Origin of the sequence: Allobosea sp., from assembly GCF_030695125.1 — a bacterium.
Lineage (GTDB): Bacteria > Pseudomonadota > Alphaproteobacteria > Rhizobiales > Beijerinckiaceae > Allobosea.
In genome coordinates this window covers 181,702-207,194 of record NZ_JAUYTP010000031.1, presented here as the reverse complement: position 1 = coordinate 207,194, position 25,493 = coordinate 181,702, and the positions used below count along the sequence as shown (strand labels likewise).

The 25,493-nt window shown below is 66.0% G+C and carries 24 protein-coding genes and 1 tRNA gene; 14 read left to right on the top strand and 11 right to left on the bottom strand.

Annotated elements, in window-relative coordinates; translation table 11 throughout:
* Positions 1-11 precede the first annotated feature (11 nt).
* Both speB and argC read left to right on the top strand, forming a co-directional pair.
* Positions 12-968: an agmatinase gene (gene speB / locus Q8S38_RS12915; protein WP_305680826.1), complete on the top strand. Its 957-nt coding sequence runs from the start codon at positions 12-14 to the stop codon at positions 966-968.
* Positions 969-1,325: 357 nt separating this feature from the next.
* A complete protein-coding gene (argC, locus tag Q8S38_RS12910) occupies positions 1,326-2,261 on the top strand; it encodes an N-acetyl-gamma-glutamyl-phosphate reductase (RefSeq protein WP_305680825.1) in 936 nt (311 codons plus the stop codon).
* A 75-nt stretch (positions 2,262-2,336) separates the two neighbouring features.
* Here argC and Q8S38_RS12905 read toward each other — a convergent pair whose 3' ends face one another.
* Together Q8S38_RS12905 and Q8S38_RS12900 are read right to left on the bottom strand one after the other, a co-directional pair.
* Positions 2,337-3,185, bottom strand: coding sequence for a fumarylacetoacetate hydrolase family protein (locus Q8S38_RS12905; protein ID WP_305680824.1), 849 nt, complete (start codon positions 3,183-3,185; stop codon positions 2,337-2,339).
* Positions 3,182-3,616 (bottom strand): hypothetical protein, encoded by a 435-nt coding sequence (locus Q8S38_RS12900; RefSeq protein ID WP_305680823.1) that lies wholly within the window; start codon positions 3,614-3,616, stop codon positions 3,182-3,184. The genes Q8S38_RS12905 and Q8S38_RS12900 overlap by 4 nt, the downstream gene beginning before the upstream one ends.
* Between Q8S38_RS12900 and Q8S38_RS12895 the strand changes: the two genes are divergently transcribed.
* Positions 3,615-4,952: an OmpP1/FadL family transporter gene (locus tag Q8S38_RS12895; RefSeq protein WP_305680822.1), complete on the top strand. Its 1,338-nt coding sequence runs from the start codon at positions 3,615-3,617 to the stop codon at positions 4,950-4,952. The two genes, Q8S38_RS12900 and Q8S38_RS12895, sit on opposite strands and share 2 nt — an antisense overlap.
* Before the next feature lie 221 nt (positions 4,953-5,173).
* On the opposite strand, the gene Q8S38_RS12890 is transcribed toward Q8S38_RS12895, so the two are convergent.
* Together Q8S38_RS12890 and phaC are read right to left on the bottom strand one after the other, a co-directional pair.
* Positions 5,174-6,097 carry a hypothetical protein gene (locus tag Q8S38_RS12890; protein WP_305680821.1) on the bottom strand — a complete coding sequence of 308 codons (924 nt, stop codon included), beginning with the start codon at positions 6,095-6,097 and terminating at the stop codon, positions 5,174-5,176.
* Between the two features lie 98 nt (positions 6,098-6,195).
* Complete coding sequence (phaC, locus tag Q8S38_RS12885; RefSeq protein WP_371125877.1) at positions 6,196-8,019, bottom strand: class I poly(R)-hydroxyalkanoic acid synthase; 1,824 nt, start codon at positions 8,017-8,019, stop codon at positions 6,196-6,198.
* A 119-nt stretch (positions 8,020-8,138) separates the two neighbouring features.
* On the opposite strand from phaC, the gene Q8S38_RS12880 reads away from it, so the two are divergent.
* The 5 genes from Q8S38_RS12880 (at position 8,139) to glpX (ending at position 13,032) form a co-directional block, all read left to right on the top strand.
* Entirely contained in the window at positions 8,139-8,498 is a 360-nt protein-coding gene (locus Q8S38_RS12880; RefSeq protein ID WP_305680820.1) for a hypothetical protein, read from the top strand.
* A gap of 208 nt (positions 8,499-8,706) precedes the next feature.
* The gene (locus Q8S38_RS12875; RefSeq protein ID WP_305680819.1) at positions 8,707-9,927 is read left to right on the top strand and encodes an LL-diaminopimelate aminotransferase; all 1,221 of its coding nucleotides are present in this window, start codon (positions 8,707-8,709) and stop codon (positions 9,925-9,927) included.
* A 213-nt stretch (positions 9,928-10,140) separates the two neighbouring features.
* Positions 10,141-10,572, top strand: coding sequence for a hypothetical protein (locus Q8S38_RS12870; RefSeq protein ID WP_305680818.1), 432 nt, complete (start codon positions 10,141-10,143; stop codon positions 10,570-10,572).
* Between the two features lie 54 nt (positions 10,573-10,626).
* Positions 10,627-11,973: a homoserine dehydrogenase gene (locus Q8S38_RS12865; protein ID WP_305680817.1), complete on the top strand. Its 1,347-nt coding sequence runs from the start codon at positions 10,627-10,629 to the stop codon at positions 11,971-11,973.
* 60 nt (positions 11,974-12,033) lie between these two features.
* Positions 12,034-13,032 carry a class II fructose-bisphosphatase gene (gene glpX, locus Q8S38_RS12860; protein WP_305680816.1) on the top strand — a complete coding sequence of 333 codons (999 nt, stop codon included), beginning with the start codon at positions 12,034-12,036 and terminating at the stop codon, positions 13,030-13,032.
* 111 nt (positions 13,033-13,143) lie between these two features.
* On the opposite strand, the gene Q8S38_RS12855 is transcribed toward glpX, so the two are convergent.
* Entirely contained in the window at positions 13,144-13,815 is a 672-nt protein-coding gene (locus Q8S38_RS12855) for a GntR family transcriptional regulator (RefSeq protein WP_305680815.1), read from the bottom strand.
* 197 nt (positions 13,816-14,012) lie between these two features.
* Here Q8S38_RS12855 and dctP point away from each other — a divergent pair, with 197 nt between their 5' ends.
* The 6 genes from dctP to Q8S38_RS12825 all read left to right on the top strand — a co-directional run bounded on the left by dctP (position 14,013) and on the right by Q8S38_RS12825 (position 19,444).
* A complete protein-coding gene (dctP, locus tag Q8S38_RS12850) occupies positions 14,013-15,002 on the top strand; it encodes a TRAP transporter substrate-binding protein DctP (protein WP_305680814.1) in 990 nt (329 codons plus the stop codon).
* Positions 15,003-15,109: 107 nt separating this feature from the next.
* On the top strand, positions 15,110-15,562 hold the full coding sequence (locus Q8S38_RS12845; RefSeq protein ID WP_371125880.1) for a TRAP transporter small permease: 453 nt from the start codon (positions 15,110-15,112) through the stop codon (positions 15,560-15,562).
* Positions 15,559-16,854: a TRAP transporter large permease gene (locus Q8S38_RS12840; protein WP_305680812.1), complete on the top strand. Its 1,296-nt coding sequence runs from the start codon at positions 15,559-15,561 to the stop codon at positions 16,852-16,854. Before Q8S38_RS12845 ends, Q8S38_RS12840 begins: the two co-directional genes overlap by 4 nt.
* Positions 16,855-16,879: 25 nt before the next feature.
* Positions 16,880-17,323 (top strand): type II 3-dehydroquinate dehydratase, encoded by a 444-nt coding sequence (locus Q8S38_RS12835; RefSeq protein WP_305680811.1) that lies wholly within the window; start codon positions 16,880-16,882, stop codon positions 17,321-17,323.
* A gap of 82 nt (positions 17,324-17,405) precedes the next feature.
* Positions 17,406-19,208: a single-stranded-DNA-specific exonuclease RecJ gene (gene recJ / locus Q8S38_RS12830; protein WP_305680810.1), complete on the top strand. Its 1,803-nt coding sequence runs from the start codon at positions 17,406-17,408 to the stop codon at positions 19,206-19,208.
* A gap of 161 nt (positions 19,209-19,369) precedes the next feature.
* Positions 19,370-19,444, top strand: a tRNA-Glu gene (locus Q8S38_RS12825).
* A 272-nt stretch (positions 19,445-19,716) separates the two neighbouring features.
* Here the strand turns inward: Q8S38_RS12825 and Q8S38_RS12820 are convergent.
* The 6 genes from Q8S38_RS12820 to Q8S38_RS12795 all read right to left on the bottom strand — a co-directional run bounded on the left by Q8S38_RS12820 (position 19,717) and on the right by Q8S38_RS12795 (position 25,345).
* Complete coding sequence (locus Q8S38_RS12820; RefSeq protein ID WP_305680809.1) at positions 19,717-20,466, bottom strand: SDR family NAD(P)-dependent oxidoreductase; 750 nt, start codon at positions 20,464-20,466, stop codon at positions 19,717-19,719.
* Positions 20,467-20,665: 199 nt separating this feature from the next.
* A complete protein-coding gene (locus tag Q8S38_RS12815; RefSeq protein ID WP_305680960.1) occupies positions 20,666-21,946 on the bottom strand; it encodes a TRAP transporter large permease in 1,281 nt (426 codons plus the stop codon).
* A 2-nt stretch (positions 21,947-21,948) separates the two neighbouring features.
* On the bottom strand, positions 21,949-22,446 hold the full coding sequence (locus tag Q8S38_RS12810) for a TRAP transporter small permease (RefSeq protein ID WP_305680808.1): 498 nt from the start codon (positions 22,444-22,446) through the stop codon (positions 21,949-21,951).
* Between the two features lie 164 nt (positions 22,447-22,610).
* Complete coding sequence (locus tag Q8S38_RS12805) at positions 22,611-23,606, bottom strand: sialic acid TRAP transporter substrate-binding protein SiaP (RefSeq protein WP_305680807.1); 996 nt, start codon at positions 23,604-23,606, stop codon at positions 22,611-22,613.
* A 156-nt stretch (positions 23,607-23,762) separates the two neighbouring features.
* On the bottom strand, positions 23,763-24,440 hold the full coding sequence (locus Q8S38_RS12800; protein WP_305680806.1) for a GntR family transcriptional regulator: 678 nt from the start codon (positions 24,438-24,440) through the stop codon (positions 23,763-23,765).
* A gap of 11 nt (positions 24,441-24,451) precedes the next feature.
* Positions 24,452-25,345: a dihydrodipicolinate synthase family protein gene (locus tag Q8S38_RS12795; RefSeq protein WP_305680805.1), complete on the bottom strand. Its 894-nt coding sequence runs from the start codon at positions 25,343-25,345 to the stop codon at positions 24,452-24,454.
* Positions 25,346-25,493 lie beyond the last annotated feature (148 nt).

Here is a 25,493-nt window from a genome sequence, read left to right as displayed (position 1 = left end):
GGATCATCCCCATGAGCGCACCCGCCGAGACGCCCCCGATCGACCACGCCTTCACCGGCGATCGCCGCGGCGGCGCGGCGGACCCGACCTATGCCGGCGCGCTCTCCTTCATGCGGCGGCGCTATTCCAAGGACGTCTCCGGCTGCGATCTGGTGATCTGGGGCGTGCCCTTCGATCTCGCCGTCTCGAACCGCCCGGGCACGCGCTTCGGGCCGCAGGCCCTGCGCCGCGCCAGCGCGATCTTCGATGGCGACGCGCAATACCCCGCGCGGATCGACCCCTTCGCCCATCTCGCCGCCGTCGATTACGGCGACTGCCTGCTGCCGCGCGGCGATCTGCAGGGCTGTGCGCGGGCGATCGAGCGGGAGGCGGCGGGCATCATCGCCGCGGGCGCGCATCTCGTCACGCTGGGCGGCGACCATTTCATCACCTTGCCGCTGTTACGCGCCCATGTCGCCCGCCATGGCAGACTGGCACTGGTCCAGTTCGACGCGCATCAGGACACCTGGGATGACGGTGTCGGCGCGGTCAGCCATGGCTCCTTCGTGCTGGAGGCGGTGCGCGAGGGGCTGATCGACACGGATCGCTCGATCCAGATCGGCCTGCGCACGGTCGCCCCGCGCGATTGCGGGATCGACGTCCTCGACGCCTATGTCGCGCATGAACTCGGCGTCGCCGGCACCATCGCCCGCATCAGGGAGCGCGTGGGCACCGGGCCGGCCTATCTGACCTTCGACATCGACGCACTCGATCCCGCCTTCGCGCCGGGCACGGGCACGCCGGTCGCCGGCGGCTTCACCTCGGATCAGGCGCTGCGCATGGTCTGGGGCCTGCGCGACCTCGACTTTCGCGGCATGGACGTGGTCGAGGTCTCGCCGCCCTACGACCACGCCGACGCCACCGCGATCGCCGGATCGGCGCTGGTCCAGCATTACATCCAGGCGCTGGCGCTGAAGAAGGCGGGGTGAATCAGGGTGTGAGGGACTGGAATCGGTTTGGCAGCCTCCCGGTGCAAGCGGTTCAAATCCTTGACCGTAACGCCCGTCAGGCTCGGGCTCGACCCGAGCATGTCGATCCGGAGATTCCCGGGTCGCCGCTTCGCGCCGCCCGAGAATGACGGCGTGCAATTGACAGCGCCCCCTCCCTCGCTCATATCCCGCTCATGACCGTGAACCACGCCCGACGTCGCTCTGTCTCGGCCGCCCCTGCGCGACCGCGATGACGCTCGGCTTGATGTCCGAACGCCCGCGACCGCGCCCGAAGCGCGGTTTTTTTGTGCCTGAAGCCGACCAAGCATTTCGTCCATGCCGGTCTCGGAGGTCCCGATGAGCCAGAACCCGAAATCCATCTTCATCGACGGCGAAGCCGGCACGACCGGGCTCGGCATCCGCGACCGGCTGGCGGCTATGCCGGGCGTCGTCGTCAGGAGCATCGACCCCGAGAAGCGCAAGGACCCTGCCGCGCGCCGGGAGATGATGGCGCAGGTCGATCTCGTGGTGCTCTGCCTGCCCGACGACGCCGCCAAGGAATCGGTCGCACTGGCTGACGAACTCGGCGACGCCTCGCCCAAGATCGTCGATGCGTCGACCGCCTATCGCGTCGCCCCGGACTGGGTCTACGGCTTCGCCGAACTCGAGCACGGCCATGCCGCGACGATCGCGAAGGCCACCCGCGTTTCCAACCCGGGCTGCTATCCCACGGGCGGCATCGCGCTGCTGCGGCCGCTGGTCGATGCCGGCTTCATCCCGCCCGATCACGCCGTCACCATCAATGCGGTTTCCGGCTATTCCGGCGGCGGCAAGAGCATGATCGAGGCCTATGAGGCCGGCACGGCGCCGGCTTTCGAGCTCTATGGGCTCGGCCTCAAGCACAAGCATCTGCCCGAGCTGCAGCAATATGCCCGGCTGACTCGCCGGCCGATCTTCATTCCCTCGGTCGGGAATTTCCGGCAGGGCATGCTGGTCTCGGTGCCGCTGCATCTCGACACGCTGCCGGGCAAGCCCAAGGCGGCCGATCTCGCCGACGCGATGGCCGAGCATTACGCCGGCTCGACCTATGTCTCGGTCGTTCCGGCCGTGCAGGCGGGCGGCAAGCTGGAGCCCGAAGCGCTCAACGATACCAACCGGCTCGAACTGCGGGTCTTCGGCGACGACGATTTGCGCCAGGCGGTGCTGGTGGCGCGGCTCGACAATCTCGGCAAGGGCGCCTCGGGCGCCGCGGTGCAGAACATCCGGCTGATGCTCGGCCTGCCCGAGAAGTGATCCGGCACTCGCTTTGACGGAGGCACAAAAAAGGGCCGCGCGAGCGGCCCTTTTCCATGTCGGCGAGGAGCGATCTCAGCCCTGATAGGCCTTGAAGTGCTGCTGCTGCTCGCCCAGGCCCTCGATGCCGAGCTTGACGACCTCGCCGCCCTTCAGGAAGCGCGGCGGCTTGAAGCCGAGGCCGACGCCGGGCGGCGTGCCGGTGGTGATGACGTCGCCCGGATCCAGCCGCATGAACTGGCTGATGTAGTGGACGAGATAGGCGCAGCCGAAGATCATCGTCTTGCTCGAGCCGTTCTGGACGCGCTCGCCATCGACCTCGAGCCACATGCCGAGATTCTGGACGTCCGCGACCTCGTCGGTCGTCACCAGCCAGGGGCCGAGCGGGCCGAAGGTCGGGCAGCCCTTGCCCTTGGCCCACTGGCCGCCGCGCTCGATCTGGTATTCGCGCTCCGAGACGTCGTTGCAGACGGCGAAGCCCGCGATGGCGGCCATCGCCTTGTCTTCGGGGATGTAGGAGCCGCCGTCGCCGATGACGATGGCGAGTTCGACCTCCCAGTCGGTCTTCTTCGAGCCCTTGGGAATGATCACGTCGTCATTCGGACCGACGATGCAGTTCGGCGCCTTGTTGAAGAGAATCGGCTCCTTGGGGATTTCGGCGCCGGTCTCGGCCGCGTGGTCCGCGAAGTTGAGGCCGACCGCGATGAAGTTGCGGACGTCGCCGACGCAGGCGCCGATGCGCGGCGCGCCGGAAACCGCCGGCAATGATTCGGGGTCGATTGCTCGAATTTTGGCCAGCGAGGCCGAGGTCAGCGCCTTGCCGGCGAGGTCGGGAAGGCTGCCCGAGAGGTCCCGCAGGACGCCCTTGGAATCGAGCAGGCCGGGCTTTTCCTGGCCAAGAGCGCCATAGCGTAACAGTTTCACGTCGTTTCCCCCGTTTTCAAACGATCTAATTGGGTGGCGAACCTGACAAGATGCAGCCGCCGATGACAAGCCCGTTCCGACGCATGGCGCGGGTGCATGTCGCGGCTCCGGGCAATGTTGCGTGAATGCAACGGCGTCGGTGAAAGCTTCCTGCCTTCCGATTGGGCGAGGGTGCCGCGGTTTGATCCAAAATCCTGAAAACCCGCAATAGTTCGTATGTAAACGATGTGATCGGCCTGGCATGAAGCCGGCAAGGGAAGAAAACGCGGCCGTTTCGCCTGTTTTTGCGGTTTCCCTAGCGGAATAGCTTCGCACACAGCCTCACAAACGAACTTCAAGGCGGGATTGCGGCCAGAAACGGCTCGGGTCATGTTCGTCATCGAGCGGGACGGATCAGTCCCGAAGAAACGACAGACGGGATGGACTTCCATGATGGGCATCGTTCGCACGGCCGCAGTGGCCACGGTTTCGGTCGCGGCGCTCCTCGCCGCCGGCGCGGCCCAGGCCAGCTCCTTCGCGATCCGCAGCGGCCAGAGCGCCGAGGGCCTCGGCATGGCCTATGCGGGTGCGGCCTCGGGCGGCATCGGCATGGGCGCCATGGCCTGGAACCCGGCCACGATCACCATGTTCCCCGGCCGCAACAGCCAGTGGAACTTCACCTATCTCAACGCCAACGCCTCCTATGAGCCTACCGGGGCGACGCGCCTGGGCTCCCCGGTCGGTCCGCTCAGCCCGATCCAGAACGGCAGCGGCAACATCGGCGGCGACGGCGCCTTCATCCCGGCTTCCTATTCCGCCTGGCAGCTCACCGACCGGTTCTGGGTCGGCCTGACCACGGGCGCGCCCTTCGGCCTGCGCTCCAAGCCCGAGAATCAGGTCTATGCGGGGCAGGTCTATGGCCGGTCCGCGACCCTGCGCACGATCAACGTCTCCCCGACGATCGGCTACAAGGTCAATGACTGGCTCTCGGTCGGCGCCGCCTTCCAGGTCCAGTATCTGAACACCAGCCTGAAGAACGCCACCGGCGCGGCGCTCGCGACCGCCATCGGCCCGGCCGCCCCCAACCAGGTCCTCAAGGGCGATACGATCGATTACGGCTTCCGTGTCGGCGCGACGCTGACCCCGCTGCAGGGCACGACCATCGGTCTCGCCTATCGCTCCTCGATCCGGCAGACCCTGGAGGGCACGATCTCGACCGTGGCCGGCGTGTCGCCGATCAAGGCGAATCTGAACCTGCCCGATTCCGTGGTGTTCGGCGTCTCGCAGGTCATCAACGACCAGTGGCAGGCCCATCTCGGCGTCGAATGGACCAACTGGAGCCGCTTCCGCCGCATCCCGATCGTCAGCCAGATCAGCGGCCTGCCGATCTCGAGCCTCAACTTCGTCTATGACGATAGCTGGTATTTCAGCGGCGGCGTCGAATACAAGTACAACCAGGCTCTGACGCTGCGCGCCGGCGTCGCCTACGAGCTTTCGGCGGTCAACGACACCAACCGCACCGTCTTCGTCTCCGACAACGACCGGCTCTGGCTCTCGGCCGGTGCGAGCTACCAGGTCACGGACAAGCTGAAGCTCGATGTCGGCTACACCTTTATCCACGTCACCAAGGCGTCGGTGAACTATGGCGGTGCCCATCCGCAGCAGGGTCCGGTCATCTTCACGGCCGAAGCCAAGCCCTACATCAACATCGTCTCGGCCGGCCTGACCTATCGCTGGGACAACCCGGCGGAGGCGATCCCGGTCCGCCCCGTGGTGCGCAAGAACTGATACTCGCTGCAAGGCGAGACAAAGAAGCCGGCCCTCGGGCCGGCTTCTCGGTTCAATGGATCGGCCTTTTTATCGACTTGGGCGAGTGTGTCAGCGCGTACTAGACTAAAGATCCTTTTCCGATCTTACATAAAATATAAAAATGCAATCACATTGCCCGCGACCCGCGCTGCGGTATAAATTCTTGACTCACATAAACCATTGATCGAGCGTTGGTTCCATCACTGAATACTTGTCGCAAGTGCGATGCAGGTGGGAATCTTAGGCATAATTAGGCCGATTTGATAGTCGTTGTCATTTAATCTTTTTTGTATTCGCACTTTAAATCCAATTGAGTCAGTATTTTTTATTTTAATGATTTCATCAAAATCGCCATCTCTATTGTAAAAAGTATTGTTCCACTGCTCTATTAGTTTATTATTTGATCCTAGTCTTGAAGTAATTTCTTGCCCAGAGGTATCATTTCTGATTAAAATATCTTTTATATCGCGCTGTTCGTTGTATTTTGCATAATTTTGAGACACTGCGGGCGAAATTTGAACGAAACTATAATACGATTCATCGCAATTGTGATTAGAACTGATTTTAATTTGATATTTACTGCCATCAGTATTCTTAAAGTATAACTTGTTTTTATTAGAAACAGAATAATTTATCAACCGGGATTTTAGAGCTGATTCGGATTCTGGTGTCCATTTGGATTTTTTGTATAAATATTCTCTTATAAGTTCTTTTTCAGTCAAGTAGTCTCCATAAATCAATTTATCTCTAACGGTACTGTACCAATCAATCAATTGTATTTCTGATAGAGCTGAAATTTCTGTGTTTCCTCCCGCCTTGAAGGCTGAATTGGAAGATGTTCCGATCCGAAATTGGTAATCAACTGTGCCACCTTTATTAATAGTTTCGGACGCAACGTCGTGTGTTGCCGATATAGCTTTCGCGCCAAGCCAAGTGATCATGCCGGCGATTGCCAGCGAAAAAGCGAACAGCAGCATCCTGTTTAAGGTCTTTGATGTCTCTCTTTTTGTTGGAGTAGGCCAATCGACATTTTGAAGCATTGCCTTGCAGACAAAAAGAAAAGTTACGACGGAAATACCGGCAATTCCAGCAATTTGACCTACGCTTGATAGAATTGTCTCCATCACTTTTCTCCTGGTTTCTATCTAAAAAGTGATTCCTCAGATGAGCTGATCTACAAGCTTAAGTTCGATGTGCCCCAAAGCTTCGTCGCGAACTCGCCTTAAACCCTCACTTTCACATAGGTCCCCGGCGCATCGCCCAGCGCCGGCAGCTTCCCTGAGCCCGGCACCCGCGCCTTCACCCGCTTGGGCGCCTGCGCCTCGACCCAGGAGAACCAGTGCGGCCACCAGGAGCCCGGATGCTCGCGGGCGGCGGCGATCCAGCTCTCATAGGTGCCGGTGGGTGGCCCGCCGGTCCAGTACTGGTACTTCACCTTGCCCGGCGGATTCACGACGCCGGCGATGTGGCCCGAGCCCGCGACGATGTAGTCGACCGGGCCGCCGAAACACTGCGAGCCGGTGAAGACCGACTGCGCCGGGGCGATATGGTCCTCGCGCGTGGCGAGATTGTAGATCGGGATCTTCACCGCCCCGAGATCGAGCTGCTTGCCGCCGATCACCATCTCGCCCTTCGAGAGCTTGTTCTCGAGATAGCAGTTGCGCAGGTAAAAGGAGTGGTTCGCCGCCGGCATCCGCGTCGAATCGGAGTTCCAGTAGAGCAGGTCGAAGGGCGTCGGCGCCTTGCCCTTGAGGTAGTTGTTGACCGCATAGGACCAGATCAGGTCATTGGGCCGCAGCATGTTGAAGGCGCCGGCCATACGCGCGCCGTCGAGATAGCCGCTCTTGGTCATCTGCTCCTCGACCGCCCGGATCTGCTCCTCGTCGACGAAGACGGAGAGTTCGCCAGCCTGCGAGAAATCCACCTGCGTCGTGAAGAAGGTCGCGCTGGCGATGCGCTTGTCCTGCGTCGCGGCCATATAGGCCAGCGTGACGCCCAGCAGCGTCCCGCCGACGCAGTAGCCGATCGCGTTGACCTTCTTTTCGCCCGTCGCCTGCTCGATCGCCTCCAGCGCGGCGAAGATGCCCTCGCGCATGTAGCTTTCGAAATCCTTGGCGGCATGGCGCTCGTCCGGGTTGACCCAGGAGATGCAGAACACGCTCAGCCCCTGCGCCACGGCCCAGCGGATGAAGCTCTTCTCGGCGTTGAGATCGAGGATGTAGAACTTGTTGATCCAGGGCGGCACGATCAGGAGAGGGCGCTTCAGCACCGTCTCGGTCGAAGGCGCATACTGGATCAACTCGATGATGTCGTTGCGAAACACCACCTTGCCGGGCGTCGAGGCGATGTTGACGCCGACCTTGAAGGCGCTCGGGTCGGATTGGCGGATCTTGAGTTCGCCATGGCCGGCCTCGATGTCCTCGGCCAGCATCTTCATGCCGCGGACGAGATTTTCGCCGTTTTGGCGCAGCGTCTCGCGCAGCAACTCGGGATTGGTGGCGACGAAGTTCGACGGCGAAAGCGCGCTGGCGATCTGCTTGACGTAGAATCGCGCCTTCTCGCGCGTATGCGGATCGAGATCCTCGGCCTTGTCGACCATCGATTCGGCCCAGCGCGAGCCGATCAGATAGGCCTGCTTGATGAAGTCGAACATCGGATGGCCGGACCAGTCCGGGTCGGCGAAGCGGCCGTCGCGCTTGTCGGGCTCGGCGACCGGGGCGGCCGGCTCGCCGCTGGCGCGCTTGAGCATTTGGCTCCACAGCGTTAGGAACTCGCCGGTGAGGGAGGCTTGGGCCTCGATGATCTTGCGCGGGTCGGACACCCATGTCTCGGCCACGCGGCCGAGCGTCTTGACCATTTCGCTGGCCTCGTCGGCCTGGCCGCCCTTGGCCTCGCCGCGTTCGATCGGCTTGAGATAGGCCGCCGTGACCTTGCCGTACTCCTCGACGAGCCGGCTCATGTTCTGCGCGAACTGGTCGAGATCGGGAGCCTGCGCCTCGTCCGAGGCCGTCGCGTCCGCCGGCTTCTTGTCGGTTTGCCGGTCCATCGCGTTCTCCCCGTCGCAAATCTTCTCTGGGGGACGCTGTTGGCTCCCCAATTTGGTCCTATTAAGGACGTAACGGATATCGATTACAAAGAGAATTCCGCAACCTGCCGGATGCCGCCATGCCCGTCGCCGCCCCCAAGACAATGCCCCTCCCGACGCTGCTGCTGCTGGCCGTTATCGGGATGGGTGCCGCCGGTTGCGCGGGCGAGGCCGGCAAGGCGGTCGCGGAGGCCGCGGGCATGGCGACCACCCCGCAGGAGGCCAAGCCCTTCGTCCAGGAAACCCGCCCGGTCGATCCTGCATATGTCCCGGTCGGCTCTGTGGTGACGCGCGAGGCCCCGCGCAAACCCGTCGCGGATTTCAAGACGATGGAAGCCGAACTGGAGGCGAAGCGGATCTCGAACGAGGCCGCCGGCAACCAGGCGAAAGCCCTGGGAGCGACGCCGCCGCCCGCACCCGCGCAGCTGCCGACGAACTGAGCGCTCGGTCGCCAACCGGCCGTTTCGCGATGCAGCAATTGCCCTGATTGAATCTTGCGTTTTTTACGCTGTCGTGACCAAAGATGCCGCGCAGGGCGCATGCGACGCAACGATCTGAATCGCGCGCCGGGCTGACGAGCATGCGCGAAGCCGAAGGCCTGCCGCGCTTGCGATGCAATATGCCGGATCCGGCGAGGGAACTGTTCGAATGGCCGATTTTCACCGCATCAAGCGTCTGCCGCCTTACGTTTTCGAGCAGGTCAACAAGATCAAGGCCGCCGAGCGCGCCAAGGGGGTCGACATCGTCGATCTCGGCATGGGCAATCCGGACCTGCCGGCGCCGAAGCATGTCATCGAGAAGCTGGTCGAGACCGCCGGCAAGCCGCGGACCGACCGCTATTCGGCTTCCAAGGGCATCGGCGGCCTGCGCCGCGCCCAGGCTCACTATTACGAGCGCCGCTTCGGCGTGAAGCTCAATCCCGACACCCAGGTCGTCGCGACACTGGGGTCCAAGGAGGGCTTCGCCAACATGGCGCAGGCGATCACGGGCCCCGGCGACGTCGTGCTGGTGCCCAATCCGAGCTACCCGATCCACGCCTTCGGCTTCCTGATGGCGGGCGGCGTGATCCGCTCGGTGCCGGCCGAGCCGACGCCGGCCTTCTTCCCGGCGCTCGAGCGGGCGATGATCCATTCGGTGCCCAAGCCGATCGCGCTCGTCACCTGCTACCCGGCAAACCCGACGGCCTACACCGCCTCGCTCGATTTTTACCGGGACCTCGTCGCCTTCGCCAAGAAGCACGAGCTGATCCTGCTGTCGGACCTCGCCTATGCCGAGGTCTATTTCGACGAGAACGACCCGCCGCCCTCGATGCTGCAGGTGCCGGGCGCGATGGACGTCACCGTCGAGTTCACCTCGATGTCCAAGACCTTCTCGATGGCCGGCTGGCGCATGGGCTTTGCCGTCGGCAACGAGCGCCTGCTGGCGGCGCTGGCGCGGGTGAAGTCCTATCTCGATTATGGCGCCTACACCCCGATCCAGGTCGCGGCGGCGGCCGCCCTCAACGGCCCCGACGACTGCATCCGCGAGATGCGCGACATCTACCGCAAGCGTCGCGACGCGCTGGTCGAGAGCTTCGGCAAGGCCGGCTGGGAGTTCCCGGCGCCGGCCGCCTCGATGTTCGCCTGGGTGCCGATCCCCGAGAAATTCCGCCATCTCGGCTCGCTGGAGTTCTCGAAGCTCCTGATCGAGAAGGCCGAGGTCGCGGTCGCGCCCGGAATCGGCTTCGGCGAGCATGGCGACGACTATGTCCGCATCGCCATCGTCGAGAACGAGCAGCGCATCCGCCAGGCCGCCCGCAATGTCGGCCGCTTCCTCAAGGGCGCCGATCACACGCTCCACAACGTCATCCAGATGCCCAAGGCGGGGTAGGGGGGCGGACTGGCCACGCCGCTCAGGCGTCATGCTCGGGCTTGACCCGAGCATCTCGTGACACGCCGCGCTGATGCTCATCCTGCCGGAGATTCTCGGGTCTTCGCTGCGCTGCGCCCGAGAATGACGGCAGGCTTCCTCTGGACCGCGACCCCAAAACATGGGAACCCGTCGGCACGGACGATCCCGTCCGGAATGGGGCTCCAGCACGCGATGATCAGCAAAGGCCGTTTGCTCGCGGGGGGCGTCATTCTCTTCGCGCTCGTCTGCCTGGTCAGCACCGTTGATTTTTCGCGCGGGCGCGTGCCGGAGACGAATTCGCCGCTCGTCGGCGACGTGCTCGCCGCGACCACGGCGCGCGAATGCGGCCGCGATGCCACCGAGGTCGTGGCCCGCCACCTGCCGGCCGGCATGGAGCAGGCGGCGGCGGAAGCCATTCTGAACGCCGCGACGATCGTGGCGCCCCGGCCCTGGTTCTGGACGCCCGCGATGGAGACCTCCACGATCTGGACCGGCGACACGCTGGAGGCCCTGCGCACGATCAAGACGACGGCCTTCGGCACCAATCTCCTGCGTGTTCACATGACCTTCGGCGATGGCAAGCTGCGGCGGCTGGCGGCCGAGGTCGTCTGCCGCTTCGGCTGAGCGAGACGGGGTTGCGCCGTTGACTCGCAGCCCCCCTCATGCGACCCCGCGCCCATGACAAGCGCGACCGTTGAAACCCCTTCGAAGCCCCTGCGAATCGGCTTGGCCGGGCTGGGAACCGTCGGCGCCTCCGTGCTGCGCATCCTGCGCCGCCAGGAGAATGCGCTGAGCGAACGCTGTGGCCGGGCCATCCGCGTCACCGCCGTCAGCGCCCGCGACAGGACCCGTGATCGCGGCGTCGATCTCGGCGGGCTGACCTGGTTCGACGATCCCGTCGATCTCGCGCGCTCGCCCGAGATCGATTGCCTGGTGGAACTGGTCGGTGGCTCCGAGGGCCCGGCCAAGGCCGCGGTCGAGGCGGCGCTGTCGGCCGGCAAATCGGTCGTCACCGCCAACAAGGCGCTGCTCGCCCATCACGGCGTCGCGCTCGCGACGCTGGCGGAAGAGAAGGGCGTCGCGCTCGCCTTCGAGGCCTCGTCGGCCGGCGGCATCCCGATCGTCAAGACGCTGCGCGAAGCGCTCGCCGGCAACACCGTGACGCGGCTTTATGGTATCCTCAACGGCACCTGCAACTACATCCTCTCGCGCATGGAGCTGGAGGGGCTGACTTTCGAGGCCTGCCTGAAGGATGCGCAGCGCCTGGGCTATGCCGAGGCCGACCCGACCTTCGATGTCGAGGGCTACGACACCGCCCACAAGCTCGCCATCCTCACCAGCCTCGCCTTCGGCACGAAGATCGACGCCGAAGCGATTCATGTCGAAGGCATTTCCTCGATCACCCCGCTCGACCTGAAGATGGCCGACGAACTCGGCTACCGGATCAAGCTGCTCGGCGTCGCCGAGCGGACGAAGACCGGCATCGAGCAGCGCGTCCACCCGACGATGGTGCCGAAATCCTCGGCCATCGCGCAGGTGATGGGCGTGCTCAACGCCGTGACCGTCGATGCCGATGCGGTGCGCGAACTCACCCTCGTCGGCCCCGGCGCCGGCGGCGACCCGACGGCGTCTGCCGTCGTCGCCGATATCGCCGACATCGCCCGCGGGACGGCGGGGCTGCCCTTCGGTCTGCCGGTCGCGCGCCTCGAGATGGCGGCGCGCGCGCCGATGCAGCGCCATGAAGGCGGCTACTATGTCCGCCTCTCGGTCATCGACCGTCCTGGCGCGGCGGCCGGCATCGCCACCCGCATGGCGCAGGCGGACATCTCGCTGGAGAGCATCGTGCAGCGCCGCTCGGCCGCCGCCGCGGCGCAGGACCCCGCCGGCCGCTCGGGCGCGCCGGTGCCGGTCGTGCTGATCACCTACGCCACCAGCGAGGCCGCCATCCGCGCCGCGCTGGACAAGGTCTCCGCCGACGGGCATGTGGCCGAACCGCCGCAGGTCATCCGGATTGAACGGGAATAGGCAAGCCGCGTTGTCGTGGTACCGGCTCGCTGCCGACCGAAGACTCAAAGGGAACCGCTCATGTCCGACGATCTCCGCATTTCCTCTTCCCAGATCATCGAGCGCTATCTCTCGATGGAGCTGGTGCGCGTCACCGAGCGTGCGGCCGTCTCGGCGGCGCGGCTGCGCGGCCATGGCAATGAGAAGGCGGCGGATCAGGCGGCGGTTGACGCCATGCGCCGCGAGCTGAACCGCCTGCCGATCGACGGCGAGATCGTCATCGGCGAGGGCGAGCGCGACGAGGCGCCGATGCTCTTCATCGGCGAGCGGGTCGGCACCCGGCAGGGGCCGAAGGTCCATATCGCCGTCGATCCGCTCGAGGGCACCACGCTCTGCGCCAAGGACATGCCCGACTCGATCGCCGTGATGGCGATGGCGGAGGCCGGAAAGCTGCTCAACGCGCCCGACGTCTACATGGACAAGATCGCGATCGGCCCCGGCTATGCCCGCGGCGTCGTCGATCTCGACGCCTCCGCCACCGACAACATTCATGCGCTGGCCAAGGCCAAGGGCGTCAAGCCCAGCGAGATCTCGACGCTGATCATGGACCGCCCGCGCCATGCCAAGCTGATCGAAGAGGTCCGCAAGACCGGCTGCTCGATCCGCCTGATCACCGATGGCGACGTCGCCGGCGTGATCTATTGCACCGAGCCGCACAAGACCGGCATCGACCTCTATCTCGGCATCGGTGGCGCGCCGGAGGGCGTGCTGGCTGCAGCCGCGCTGCGCTGCGTCGGTGGCCAGATGCAGGGCCGCCTGATCCTCGACACCGAGGAGAAGCGCGCGCGGGCCCTGACCATGGGCATCACCGACCCCAACAAGAAGTACAGCATGGAAGAGATGGCCTCGGGCGACACGATCGTCTGCGCCACCGGCGTCACCAATGGTGGCATGCTCAAGGGCGTGCGCTTCGGCAAGGACGTGATCGAGACCGAAACCATCGTCTACCGCTCGATCACCGGAACGGTCCGTCGCATCCAGGGCGAGCATCGCGATTTCGGCAAGTTCAAGCTGGATTGAGCGGGGCCGGCGCAAACCCTGCGCCTGCCCATTTCGCTTCGATCGATATCAGGGCGGCCGGGTTTCCCGGTCGCCTTTTTTCGTGTCGGCGTGGGAAAGGCTGTTCCGCCGCTACGGCAGCAGCCCTGCGGCCAGGGTGTGTTCGACACAGCCGTCGACATGGCGTGTGAGCACGGCGACGGCGCCCTCGATGTCGCGCCGCAGCGCGCAGTCGAGCAGCGCCTCGTGCTCGCGGGCGGCGATCTCGCCCCGGAAGACCACCGCCACCATCTGATAGCGCAGATATTTGTCGTAGATCGCGCCATGGGTCTCCAACAGCACCTGCGATCCGCAGGCCGAGATCAGCGCGTGGTGGAACTCCCAGTCGTAGCGCTTCCACAGTTCGGGTTCGTCGCGGTCTCGCGCCAGCATGCGCCGCTCCATCAGGGCGAGCTTGTGATGGGCCGCCACCACGCGACCTTCCCATTCCATGTCGCCGGCAGCGAAGGACTGGGCCAGGGCATGGCCTTCGAGCAGCAGCCGCATCGCCGCGATCTCACACAGATTGGTGGCCGAGACGGGCGTGACGACGAAGCCCTTTTGACCCTCCGCCTCGATCAGCCCCTCTGACGCCAGGCGGCTGAGCAGTTCGCGCAGCGTGCTGACGCTCGCCTCATAGCTTTCGCGCAGCGCCTCCAGCTTCAGCTTCTGGCCCGGCGCAAGACGGCCGAAGATGATGTCGGCCCGGATGCGTCGATAGGCCGTTTCGCCGACGGAAGGCGGCGGCGGCGTGAGGCTGAGCATGAGAGGATCCCTGCTGTGCGCGCCGCGGAGCGGCGCAGCCAGCGGCATCATAGCCGAAGCAGAATGCAGGGCAATCGATATGACGAAATCAAAAATCTCATAGGAAATGAAAAATCGATGTTGCGCGCCTTCGTCCCTGCAGCAATAGTGCCGCCCATAGAGCGGCGTCACAGTCCGCTCACGGGGGAGGTTTCGTCATGGTTCAATCGATCGACAGGCGTGCACTGATCGCGGGCGGCGCGGTCGTCGCCGCAGCCGGCTTCAGCGGTGGGGCTTTCGCCCAGGCCAAGCCCAATCTGCGCTTCTCGGCAGTGTTCTCCGAGCAGGACATCCGCGCCGAGATGATGAAGCGCTTCGGCGAGGCGATCAAAGAGGACTTCACGCTCCAGCCCTATTACGGCGGCAACCTCTTCAAGCAGGGCACCGAGCTGGTCGCCATGCAGCGCAACAATCTCGAGATGGGCAATATCGCGCCGCAGGACATCTCGAACCAGATCCCGGAATGGTCGATCGTGACCTCGGCCTATCTGTTCCGCGACGCCGACCATCTCAAGAAGGTCTTCGCCAGCGAGGTCGGCGCCGATCTCAAGAAGGCGGCCGAGGACAAGCTCAACATCAAGATCCTCGGGCCGACCTATTTTGGCGCCCGCCAGGTCGGCCTGAAGCCGAAGAAGAAAATCACGACCCCCGCCGATATGGCCGGCGTCAAGCTGCGCATGCCGGGCGGCGATGCCTGGCAGTTCCTCGGCCAGTCGCTCGGCGCCAACCCGACGCCGATGGCCTATGCCGAGGTCTATACCGGGCTGCAGAGCGGCGCGATCGACGGGCAGGACAATCCGCTGCCGAACGTCCAGAACATGAAATTCTACGAGGTCTCCTCGCAGATCGTGCTGACCTCGCATCTCGTCGGCTTCGACCTGCTGTGCGTCACCGACCGGGTCTGGAAGGCGATGTCGCCGCAGAAGCAGGCCGCCTTCCAGGCCGCCGCGGACGCCGCCATGGACTGGAGCGCCAAGACGCATCTCGACAAGGAGAAGGAGCTCGTCGACTTCTTCAAGAAGCAGGGTCTCGAGGTCTATGTGCCCGATGTCGCCGCCTTCCGCGACTTCGCCCAGAAGAAGTATCTCGCCTCCGATCTCGCCAAGAGCTGGAAGCCGGGCATGATCGACAAGATCAACGCGCTCTGAGCCGGCCGGAAGCGGGCCGGTGGGCGGGGAGGGCTGCGGTTTTGACGGATCGTCTGCGGTCGCTCGGCGGGTGGTTGGCCCGCCGTGCGGAGAATGTCCTGGTGCTGATGCTCGGGGCGATGTTCGCCGTGTTCATCCTCCAGATCGTCTTCCGCTATCTGCTCAACCTGCCGATCGGCTGGACGCATGAGATCAGCGTGATCCTGTGGCTCTGGATCGTGCTGTTCGGGGCCGCCTTCGTCACCCGCGAAAGCGACGAGATCCGCTTCGACATCCTCTACGGCTCGGTCGGTCCCCGCGCCCGGCGCGTCATGGCGGTGGTTACCGCGGTCGCGCTGGTCGTACTCTACACGGTCTCCCTGCCGGCGATGGCCGACTACGTGACCTTCATGAAGGTCGAGCGTACGGCCTATCTGAAGCTGCCCTTCAACTGGGTCTACGCGATCTATCTCGCCTTCGCGGTGGCGGCGATCATCCGCTATCTCTGGCTCGGCTGGCGGGCGCTGCGGGGCCCGGCCCCCGAGGCCTTCGATCCGACCAAGGCGGGATCGGGCGTATGACCAGCCCGTTTTCGCTCTGCATCCTCGCGATCGTCACGCTTTCGCTGCTCGGCCTGCCGATCGGCCATGCCATGATCGCGGGCTCGATCTTCTATCTGCTGCTCGCCGGCCAGGACCTCAGCATCGCCGCGGAGCAATTGCTCAACGGCATGTACACCAACTACGTCATCCTCGCCGTGCCGCTGTTCATCCTCGCGGCCGAGTTGATGAACATCGGCTCAATGACGGAGCGCCTGCTGCGCTTCTGCGATGCGCTGGTCGGGCGCTTTCGCGGCGGGCTCGCCCAGGTCAACATCGTCCAGAGCGTGATCTTCGCGGGCATGTCGGGCTCGGCCATCGCGGACGCGGCCGGGACGGGCCGCATGATGCAGGCGATGATGACCAAGGACGGCAAGTACCCGGCGAGCTTCGCCGCGGCGCTGACGGCGGTGTCCTCGGTGATAGGGCCGATCATCCCGCCCTCGATTCCGATGGTGCTCTACGCGCTGGTCTCCGATGCTTCGATCGGATTTCTCTTTCTGGCCGGCGTCGTCCCGGGTCTCCTGATGGCCGGGGTCCAGATGGCGATCGTCGGCTACACGGCGAAGGCTCGAAACTTCCCGGTCGAGCCGCCGATCCCGCTGCGCGCGCTGCCGGGCATCACCTGGCGGGCCCTGCCGGCGCTGCTGATGCCGGTCGTCCTGCTCGGCGGGATCTATGGCGGCGCGACCACGCCGACGGAGGCGGCCGCCGTCGCCGCGGCCTATGCGCTCGCGATCTCGGTCGTGCTCTATCGCAGCGTCTCGCTGGGAGGCTTTTACACCTCGCTCGCCTACAGCGCCCGCACCACGGCCTCGATCGGCATGCTGATCGCCGGCGCGCTGGTGTTCAACTATGTCGTCACGATCGAGAACATTCCCGACAGCCTGAAACTCCTGCTCGCCGGCTGGAACCTGTCGCCGCTGGGCTTCCTGCTTCTGGTCAACGTCGTCCTGCTGGTGCTCGGCTGCCTGCTCGAAGGCACCGCGATCCTGCTGATCGTCGTCCCGGTCCTGATCCCGACTGCCAAGGCCCTCGGGATCGACATGGTGCATTTCGGCGTCGTTGTCGTGGTCAACATCATGCTCGGGCTGATCACCCCGCCCTACGGGCTCCTGCTCTTCATCATGAACACCATCACCGGCGTGCCGCTGCGCGACATCGTGCGCGAATGTCTGCCCTTCCTCGTCGCGATGATGGCCGCGATGGCCCTGATCACCCTTTCGCCCGGCCTCGTCCTCTGGCTTCCCCGCCTCATGGGATATCCGGGCTGATGTCCACGACATGGAAGATGCACGCGTGACAAAGCCGATTTACGTCCTCAATGGCCCCAATCTCAACCGCCTCGGCACGCGCGAGCCCCATCTCTACGGCTCGACCACGCTTTCCCAGGTCGAGGCGATGTGCCGGGCCGCCGCGGGCGACCTCACGGTCGTGTTTCGGCAGTCGAACCGCGAATACGACCTCATCGACTGGATCCACGAGGCGATCGACGAGGGCTGCGCCATCGTCATCAACCCGGCCGCCTTCACCTTCACCTCGATGGCGATTCTCGATGCCTTGAAAATGTTTCCCGGCCCCATCATCGAGCTCCACATCACCAACATCCACCGCCGCGAGCCGATCTACCACCGCTCCTATGTCTCGCTGGTGGCGACCGCGATCATCGCCGGGCTCGGCGCCGGTGGCTATGGCGTGGCGGTTCGCGCCGCGCTCGATCTCGTTGAGCCGAAGCCGGCCTGACCCGGGGTATCCCCGCACCATTCGTCCCGCTGCACCCCGGCGAGGTTGACGAAAGCCTGCGCCTGCGCGACGCCCTGCCACCATGAGTCTCGATCCCCCGCGCGCCTTTCTCGGCGTTACCCGTTCCGCGCTGGGAAGGCCCTGGCGCGACCGGCTCGATGCGGCAGGCCTTGGCCGTGCCGAGGCCCTGTCGCAGATCGAGGGCATCCCCGACATCCTCGCCCGGCTCCTGGCGGGGCGCGGCGTCGAGGCCAGCCAGGCCGCGCTGTATCTCGAGCCGAAGCTGCGCGATCTCCTGCCCGATCCCGGCACGCTCGTCGGCATGAAGGCCGCTGCCGAGCGGCTTGCGCGCGCCGTCACGCAGGGCGAGCAGGTCGCGATCTTCGGCGATTACGATGTCGACGGCGCCTGTTCGGCGGCGCTCCTGGCCGGCTTCCTGACGGCGTCGGGCGCCCGTCCGCGCATCCATATCCCCGACCGGCTGATCGAGGGCTACGGGCCCAACAGCGAGGCCATCCGGCAACTTGCCACTGAGGGCGCGACGCTGCTGGTCACGGTCGATTGCGGCACGACCAGCCATGAGCCCCTGGCCGAGGCGCGGCGGCTGGGGCTCGACGTCGTCGTGCTCGACCATCATCAGGCGCCCGAGCGGCTGCCGGAGGTCGAGGCGCTGGTGAACCCCAACCGCCAGGACGACCTATCGGGCCTCGGCCATCTCTGCGCGGCGGGCGTCGTCTTCCTGGCGCTGGTGGCAACCCGGGCGGAACTGCGCCGCCAGGGCGTCTGGGCGGCGCGCGGGGCCGAGCCGGATCTGCTGGCGGCGCTCGATCTCGTGGCGCTAGCGACGGTGGCGGATGTCGTGCCGCTGCAGGGCCTCAATCGCGCCTTCGTTCGCCAGGGGCTTGCCATCCTGCGCGGAAGGGCGCGACCGGGGCTGGCGGCGCTGATGGACGTCGCCGGGCTCGACGGACCCGTGCAGCCCTGGCATCTCGGCTTCCTCCTCGGTCCGCGCATCAATGCCGGCGGCCGCATCGGCGATGCAGGCCTCGGCGCGCGGCTCCTGCTCACCGGAGACGAGATCGAGGCCCGCGGCATCGCCGCCGAACTCAACCGCCTCAACCAGGAGCGCCAGGAGATCGAGCGCCAGGCCGTGATCGAGGCGATTTCGCAGGCTGACCATGCGCTGATGCGCGACGCCGACCTGCCCGTCCTGCTGGCCGGTTCGCCCGACTGGCACCCCGGCATCGTCGGCCTGGTTGCGGCCAGGCTGAAGGAGCGCTTCCGAAAGCCCGCCTTCGCGCTCGCGCTGAACGGGGAGGGCGGCGCCACGGGCTCGGGCCGCTCGGTCGCGGGCGTCGACCTGGGCAGGGCGGTCCGCACCGCCGTCGAGGCCGGGCTGGCGGTCAAAGGCGGCGGCCACGCCATGGCGGCCGGCGTGACGCTGGCGCCGGGGCAGGACGCGGCCTTCCACGCCTTCCTGGTCGAGCGCCTGGCCACGGAGGTCGCGGCGGCCGGCGATTCGGAGGCGCTGCTGATCGACGCCGCGCTGAGCGCGGGCGGCGCCAATCCGCGGCTGCTGGCCGAGATCGACAAGGCCGGGCCCTTCGGCCAGGGCAGCCCGGAACCGGTCTTCGTGTTTCCCGCGCACCGCCTGACCGACGTGGTCGAGATCGGCAGCGGCGGCCATGTCCGCGTCAAGCTGCGCGGCGGCGACGGCGCCAGCGTCGGCGGCATCGCCTTTCGCGTCGCGCAGGAGCCGCTCGGCCGCGCCCTGTTCGCGGCGCGCGGCGAGAGCGTCCATCTCGCGGCGACCCTCACGCTCAACCGCTGGGGTGGCAACGAAACGGCGGAACTGCGCGTTCTCGACATCGCCAGGCCGACCTGACGCCGGCTGCCGCCATGACGGGTCCGACGGCGCGCAGGCCGGGGAGGGCCCTGTGTCGCAGCATGAGCTGGGCAGAACGCGAAACAGACGCTTGCGGAGCGGGAAGCCTGCCACTATACCTCGCCCCGCTTCGACACGAACCGCTCGCGGTTTTGAAGCCCGCGACCTTCGTCTATCGGTTAGGACACCAGCCTTTCACGCTGGGGAGACGGGTTCGACTCCCGTAGGTCGCGCCACTTCGGTGGCCACGTCAGTTTTTCTCAATCATGCAGAAACCTGGAAGCCGCCCGTCGGATCGTTCGCGGGAGCGCAAGGCTGTGCGTTCGCCTGCGAAGAGACACCATGCGGAATCGTGTCCGGCCTGCCGTTACGAGACGGTGCGAGCGAGCTACGGACAGGGCAGGGAGCCGCTCTCGGCTCCCCACCACGTCGCCGCCGAGCGGACAGGCGCCGCAAGGGGCCGGTCCGACGAACCCGGCGCCGGCAAGGGCAGGTCCCAGGCCGGGGCTCAGCCCTCGCGATGAACCTGGAAGCCGCCGAAGGACTGGCTCACCGGCATGATCTCGAGGCTGTTGATGTTGACATGCGGCGGCAGCGTCGCGACCCACAGGATCGTCTCGGCGATGTCGTGCGGCTGCAAGGCGTTGGCGCCCTTGTAGAGCGCGTCATAGGCGGCCTGGTCGCCGCCATTGCGCACCAGCGTGAATTCGCTCTCGCACAGGCCGGGTTCGATCGAGGTGACGCGCACGCCCTTGCCATGCAGGTCAGAGCGCAGCCCCAGCGAGAATTGCTGCACGAAGGCTTTGGTGCCGCCATAGACGTTGCCGCCGGAATAGGGCCAGTTCGCCGCGACGGAGGCGATGTTGACGATCGCGCCCCGGCGCTCGATCAGCCCCGGCAGCAGGTGATGCGTCAGCGTGGTGAGGCCGGTGATGTTGGTCGCGATCATCGTGCGCCAGTCGGAGAGCGAAGCCTGGGGCACGGGCTTCACGCCGAGCGCCAGGCCGGCATTGTTGACCAGCACGTCGATCGCGCGGAACGGCTCGGGCAATGCCGCCAGCGCGGCTTGCATCGCCGCCTCGTCGGTAATGTCGAAGGCGGCGGGGCAGAACGCGTCGCCCAGTTCCGCCTGCAGCGCGGCGAGCCGGTCCGCGCGTCGACCGGTGCCGACGACCCGCCAGCCCGCCTGTACAAAACGCCGCGCGGTGGCGGCGCCGAAGCCGGCGGTGGCGCCGGAGATCAGGATCGTCTTCGTCATGCTGTCCTCGTCAGGCTCACACAGGCGCGCAAAGGAGCGTGCCTGATCTCGCCTGCCGGTTTGCAGCACAACCACCGGCCATGACAAGGCGATGAAGGCCCGCCTGCGTCCTGGCTCGCCACACTGTCCTGCTGGGCGGCGTCAAACGCCCCACGGAAGGGCGGCGCGACCGGGACGGACTGCAGCCGGGATGGTCGTCTCAGCGTCCCATCACGAGGTTCGGCAGCCATGTCGTCAGCGGCGGCCAGAGCGTGATCGCGACGAGAACGGCAAGCAGCGGCATCAGCCAGGGCACGATTGCCCGCGACATCGACTCGAAGCTGATATTGGCGACCTTTGCCGTGACGAAGAGGACGACGCCGACCGGCGGCGTGATCGTGCCGATCATCAGGTTGAGCACGAAGATCAGCCCGAACTGGATCGGGTCGATCCCGAACTGCGCCGCCGCCGGTGTCAGGATCGGGATCAGGATCAGCATGGCGGCGAGCGCCTCCATGAAGCAGCCGACGAAGATCAGGAGCAGGTTGACGATCAGCAGGAAGACCAGCGGGTTGCCGGCGAGATCGACCAGCATCGGGCCGACCACCTGCGGGATGCGCGAGATTGACAGGCACCAGCCGAGCGCGGCCGCTGTCATCACCAGCGCCAGCACGACGCCGGTGGTCTCGACCGTCTGCACGACGAGCTCCGGCAGGTCGCCGAGATCGAAGCTGCGATAGACGAAGAGCCCGAGCGCCAGCGCATAGGCCGTGGCGACAGCGGCCGCCTCCGTCGGCGTGAAGATGCCGGCCATCATCCCGCCGAACAGGATGACCGGCGTCATCAGCGCCCAATGCGCCTCCTTGTAGGCGACCCAGAGTTGCGCGGCGCCCGGGAAGGGATGGCGCGGCAGGTCGCGCTTTTTCGCGACCTGCACCACCATCGCCATCAGCCCACCGGCCATCAGCAGCCCCGGGATGATTCCGGCGAGGAACAGCCCGCCGATCGAGACATCCGCCGACACGCCATAGATCACCATCGGCAGCGAGGGCGGGATGATCGGGCCGATCGTCGCGGACGCCGCCGTGATCGCGGCCGCCGTCTCGGCATCGTAGCCCTCGTCCTTCATCGCCTTGATCTCGAGCGTGCCGACGCCGCCGGCATCGGCCACCGCCGAGCCCGACATGCCCGCGAAGATCACGCTGGCGAGGATGTTGGCGTGGCACAGCCCGCCGCGCAGCCAGCCGACGCAGGCCGTGGCGAAGGCGAAGATCCGGTCGGTGATGCCGGCCGAGTTCATGATGTTGCCCATCAGGATGAACAAGGGGGCCGCCAGCAGCGGGAAGGAATTGGCCGATTGGGCGATCTTCTGCGGCACGATGCCGAGCGGGAAGCCGCCGAGGAAGGCAAACGCGATCGCCGCCAGCCCCATCGAGACGAAGAGTGGCACGCCGATCAGGAGCGCGGCGAACCAGACGGGCAGGATCTGAACCATCAGCATCGTCACAGCGGCTGGCTCCCCGGCTCGGCCGTAACGTGGCGGCGGCCCGCCACGACATCGCCGATCTCGGCCAGCGCCTGCAGGATCAGCGCGAGGCCCGCCAGCGGCATGACGATGTAGAGCGCCGCCCCCGAGATCGGCAGCGCGATCGACTCGACGTCCCAGTTGCGCTCGATCAGCGCGAAGGAATAGCGGATCAGCACCGCCGCGAAGGCGATGATGGCCAGTTGCGTGACGACCTCCAGCACCCGGCCGGCGCCCGCGGGCAGCTTGTCGGCGAAGACGGTGATGCGGATATGCGAGCGCCGCCGCGCCGCGATGATCCAGCCGACGAAGCCGGTCCAGACCAGCAGGTACTGCGCGAGTTCGTCGGTCCAGGCCAGCGGCGCGTTGAGCTGGCGCGACAGCACGCCGAGCAGCACCGCGACCAGCAGCGAGAGCAGCAGCGCCACGGCCGCCATGCGCACGATCCGGTCGGAGAGGTGGAGGAGGGATTTCAAAACATCAGCCTCATTGACGATGACGTCAAAAACACCCGGGTCATCCCGGGCGCAGCGAAGCGGAGACCCGGGATCCATTCCGGAACGGTTCAGGCATGGATCCCGGATCAGCGCCGCTCCGCGGCTTGTCCGGGATGACCCGGAGGTGGTGGAACCGCTTCAGATCACAGCGCCGCCAGCGCGTCCCAGGTGCCCTTGCCCCATTTGCCCTCGAACTGCTTGGGCAGTGTCGCCAGAACCGGCTTCGAGAAGCTTTCGAGGTCGGGCTCGGTCACGCTCATGCCGGCGGCCTTGAGGGTGGCGACGAGGCTGCCCTCCTGGCTGGCGAGTTCGGCGTCCTGCCAGGCAACGCCCTCGGCGATGGCCGCCTCCAGCAGGCTGCGGTCGGCGTCCTTGAGGCCCTTCCAGAAATCGCCGTTCACGATGACCAGCCGCGGCGTGATGATGTGGCCGGTCAGGATGAGGTGCTTCTGCACCTCCTGCAGCTTGGCGCTGTGGATCGTCGGCAGCGGGTTCTCCTGCCCGTCGACGGCGCCCTGGCTCAGCGCCAGGTAGAGCTCGTTGAAGTTCACCGGCGTCGCCTTGGCGCCCCAGGCCTCGACCATGGCGCGGAAGGTATCGACCGGCGGCACCCGCAGCTTGAGGCCCGCGACGTCGGCGACGCTCTTCACCGGCTTGGAGCCTGTGGTGAGGTGGCGCTTGCCGTAATAGGTCACGGCCGCCATGCGCATGCCGCGCTTCTTCTCCAGCTCGGCATTCATCTGCGTGAACACCGGCGCCTTGGCGACCTTCGCCATATGGGCGGCGTCGCGCCAGAGATAGGGCGCCTCGACCACCGAGAGCTGCGGCAGGAAGGAACCGAGCGCGGCCGCCCCGTCCGTGGTCATGGTCAGCGCGCCGGAGGCGACCGATTCCATCATGTCCTTGCCGGAGCCGAGCTGGCCGGCCGGGAAGGTCTGGATGTCGATGCGCCCGGAGCTTTTCTCCTTCACCTGCTTGGCGATGCGCTCGACCATCTGCACCTGCGGGTGCGTGACGGGGAGCATCTCGCCCCAGCGCAGCACGGTCGCTTGCGCGCGCAGGACGCTCGGCATGGCGATGGCCCCGCCCGCAAGAGCGGCGGAGCCGGCGAGAAAGTCGCGTTTGGTCAGCGTGGTCATGGTGGTTCCTTCCCTGTGCGGACCGCCGCCTCGATCCACAGCCCTCATCCTGAGGAGCGCCCCGCAGGGGCGCGTCTCAGGATGAGGGCTGTGGGATCTCGACGCTGGTCCCTCCCGAATGACGGCCGGTTCGCCCGGCTCGCCTGCTTGACGTCCTCAGTAGCTCATCGCCCGCGTACGGGCGTTGCCGATATGGATGCTCATCTCCTCCGCGGCGCGGACGGGGTCGCGCGTCTCGATGGCCGTGATGATGTTGAGGTGGTCGCGCATCACCGGCACCAGGATGTGGTTCTGGATGCGCGTCTCATATTGCCGGATCAGCCTGATCTTCAGCCAGGTGACGCGGAAGGCCTTGGAGACGATGTCGTTGTCGAGATGGTCGATGATCGCCTCGTGCATCAGCCGGTCGACATCCTCCGCATCCTCGATCAGCTGCGGGTCGCCGCCGGCCTCGGCCCGGGCGATGATCGCCTCGTGCCGGGCGCGCTGCTCTGCGATCTCGTCATCGGTCGCATTCACCGCGTAGAGCGCGGTCGCCTCCTTCTCGAGGAAGAGCCGGAACTGGAAGGCGTTGCGGATCAGGTTGAGATCGACATGGGCGACCTGCATGCCCCGCTGCGGCACGGTCTTGATCAGCCCTTCCGCCTCGAGGCGGGGGATCAGCTCCCGGATGGCGCCGAGCGGCAGGCCGGTCAGCGCCACCAACTCGCGCTGGGTCACGAACTGTCCGGGCTTGATCTCGCGGGCCAGCAACCGCTCGGTGAAGGAGGCATAGGCGCGCTCCCTCAGCTTCAGCGGCTCGCCCTCGCGCGGATCCTGCTCGGACTGGTTCAAGACATCCTCCTTCAGGCCGCCCTGGCCTGCGTGATCCGGTCATAGGCCGCAAACAGCCGCTGGCGCCTCGCCTCGTCCAGCGCCTCCAGCGGCGCGCGCATCGCGCCATAGCCGGCGTCGCCGTGCAAGTGGCCGACCAGCGCCTTCACCGCCGCCAGCACCGGATGCGAGCAGATTTCGTCGACCAGCGCGTTGACGGTCGGGTCGTCCTTGCCCTCGTAGACGATCGGGCGCAGCAGATGCGGAACGAGATTGGCGACGCCGCAGATCGAGCCCTGCGCGCCGTTGCGCACCGCCTTGGCCAGCAGGCGCTCGTCGCCGACGAGGATGGCGAGTTCGCCATGCGCCTTCAGATAGGCCTCGGTGTTGGCATAGTCGCCCGACGAATCCTTCACGCCGGTGACCACGCCGGGAAACGCCTTCTTCAGCCGGTCGATCAGCCCGACGCTCAGGCCCACCGCCGTGACGGAAGGGATGTGGTAGAGGATGACGTTGCACACGGAGGGGCCGAGCGTCTCGAACAGCTGCGAGAACCAGCGATAGAGCCCCTCGTCGCTGACGCCCTTGAAGTAGAAGGGCGGCGCGACCAGCAGCCCCTTGGCGCCGGCCTCCAGGGCGAGGCGGCCCTGATCCACCGACTCGTTGAGTGAGGCCGCCGCGACCCCGGCATAGACCTGGCTCGCGTCGATTCCGGCTCCCATCAGCGCGCCCAGCATCGCCGCCCGCTCTGGCAGGCCCAGCGCCGCCCCTTCGCCGGTGGTGCCGTAGAGCGTGACGCTGTCGCAGCCCTCTGCGAGGACATGGCGGGCATGGGTCACGAGGCGCGGCAGGTCGACGGCGCCGTCCTCATGCATCGGGGTGGTGATGGCGCAGGAGAGGCCGAAACGCTTGGGATCGATGGACATGGAGAACCGTCTTTCAGAGCGAGAGATCAATGGGCTTGTTGGGGGCTATACTGTCGGGCACGCATGTTGCCGTCATTGCGAGCGCAGCGAAGCAATCCAGGGAGACCTTGAGCGTTTGGCTCTGGATGGCTTCGCTGCGCTCGCAATG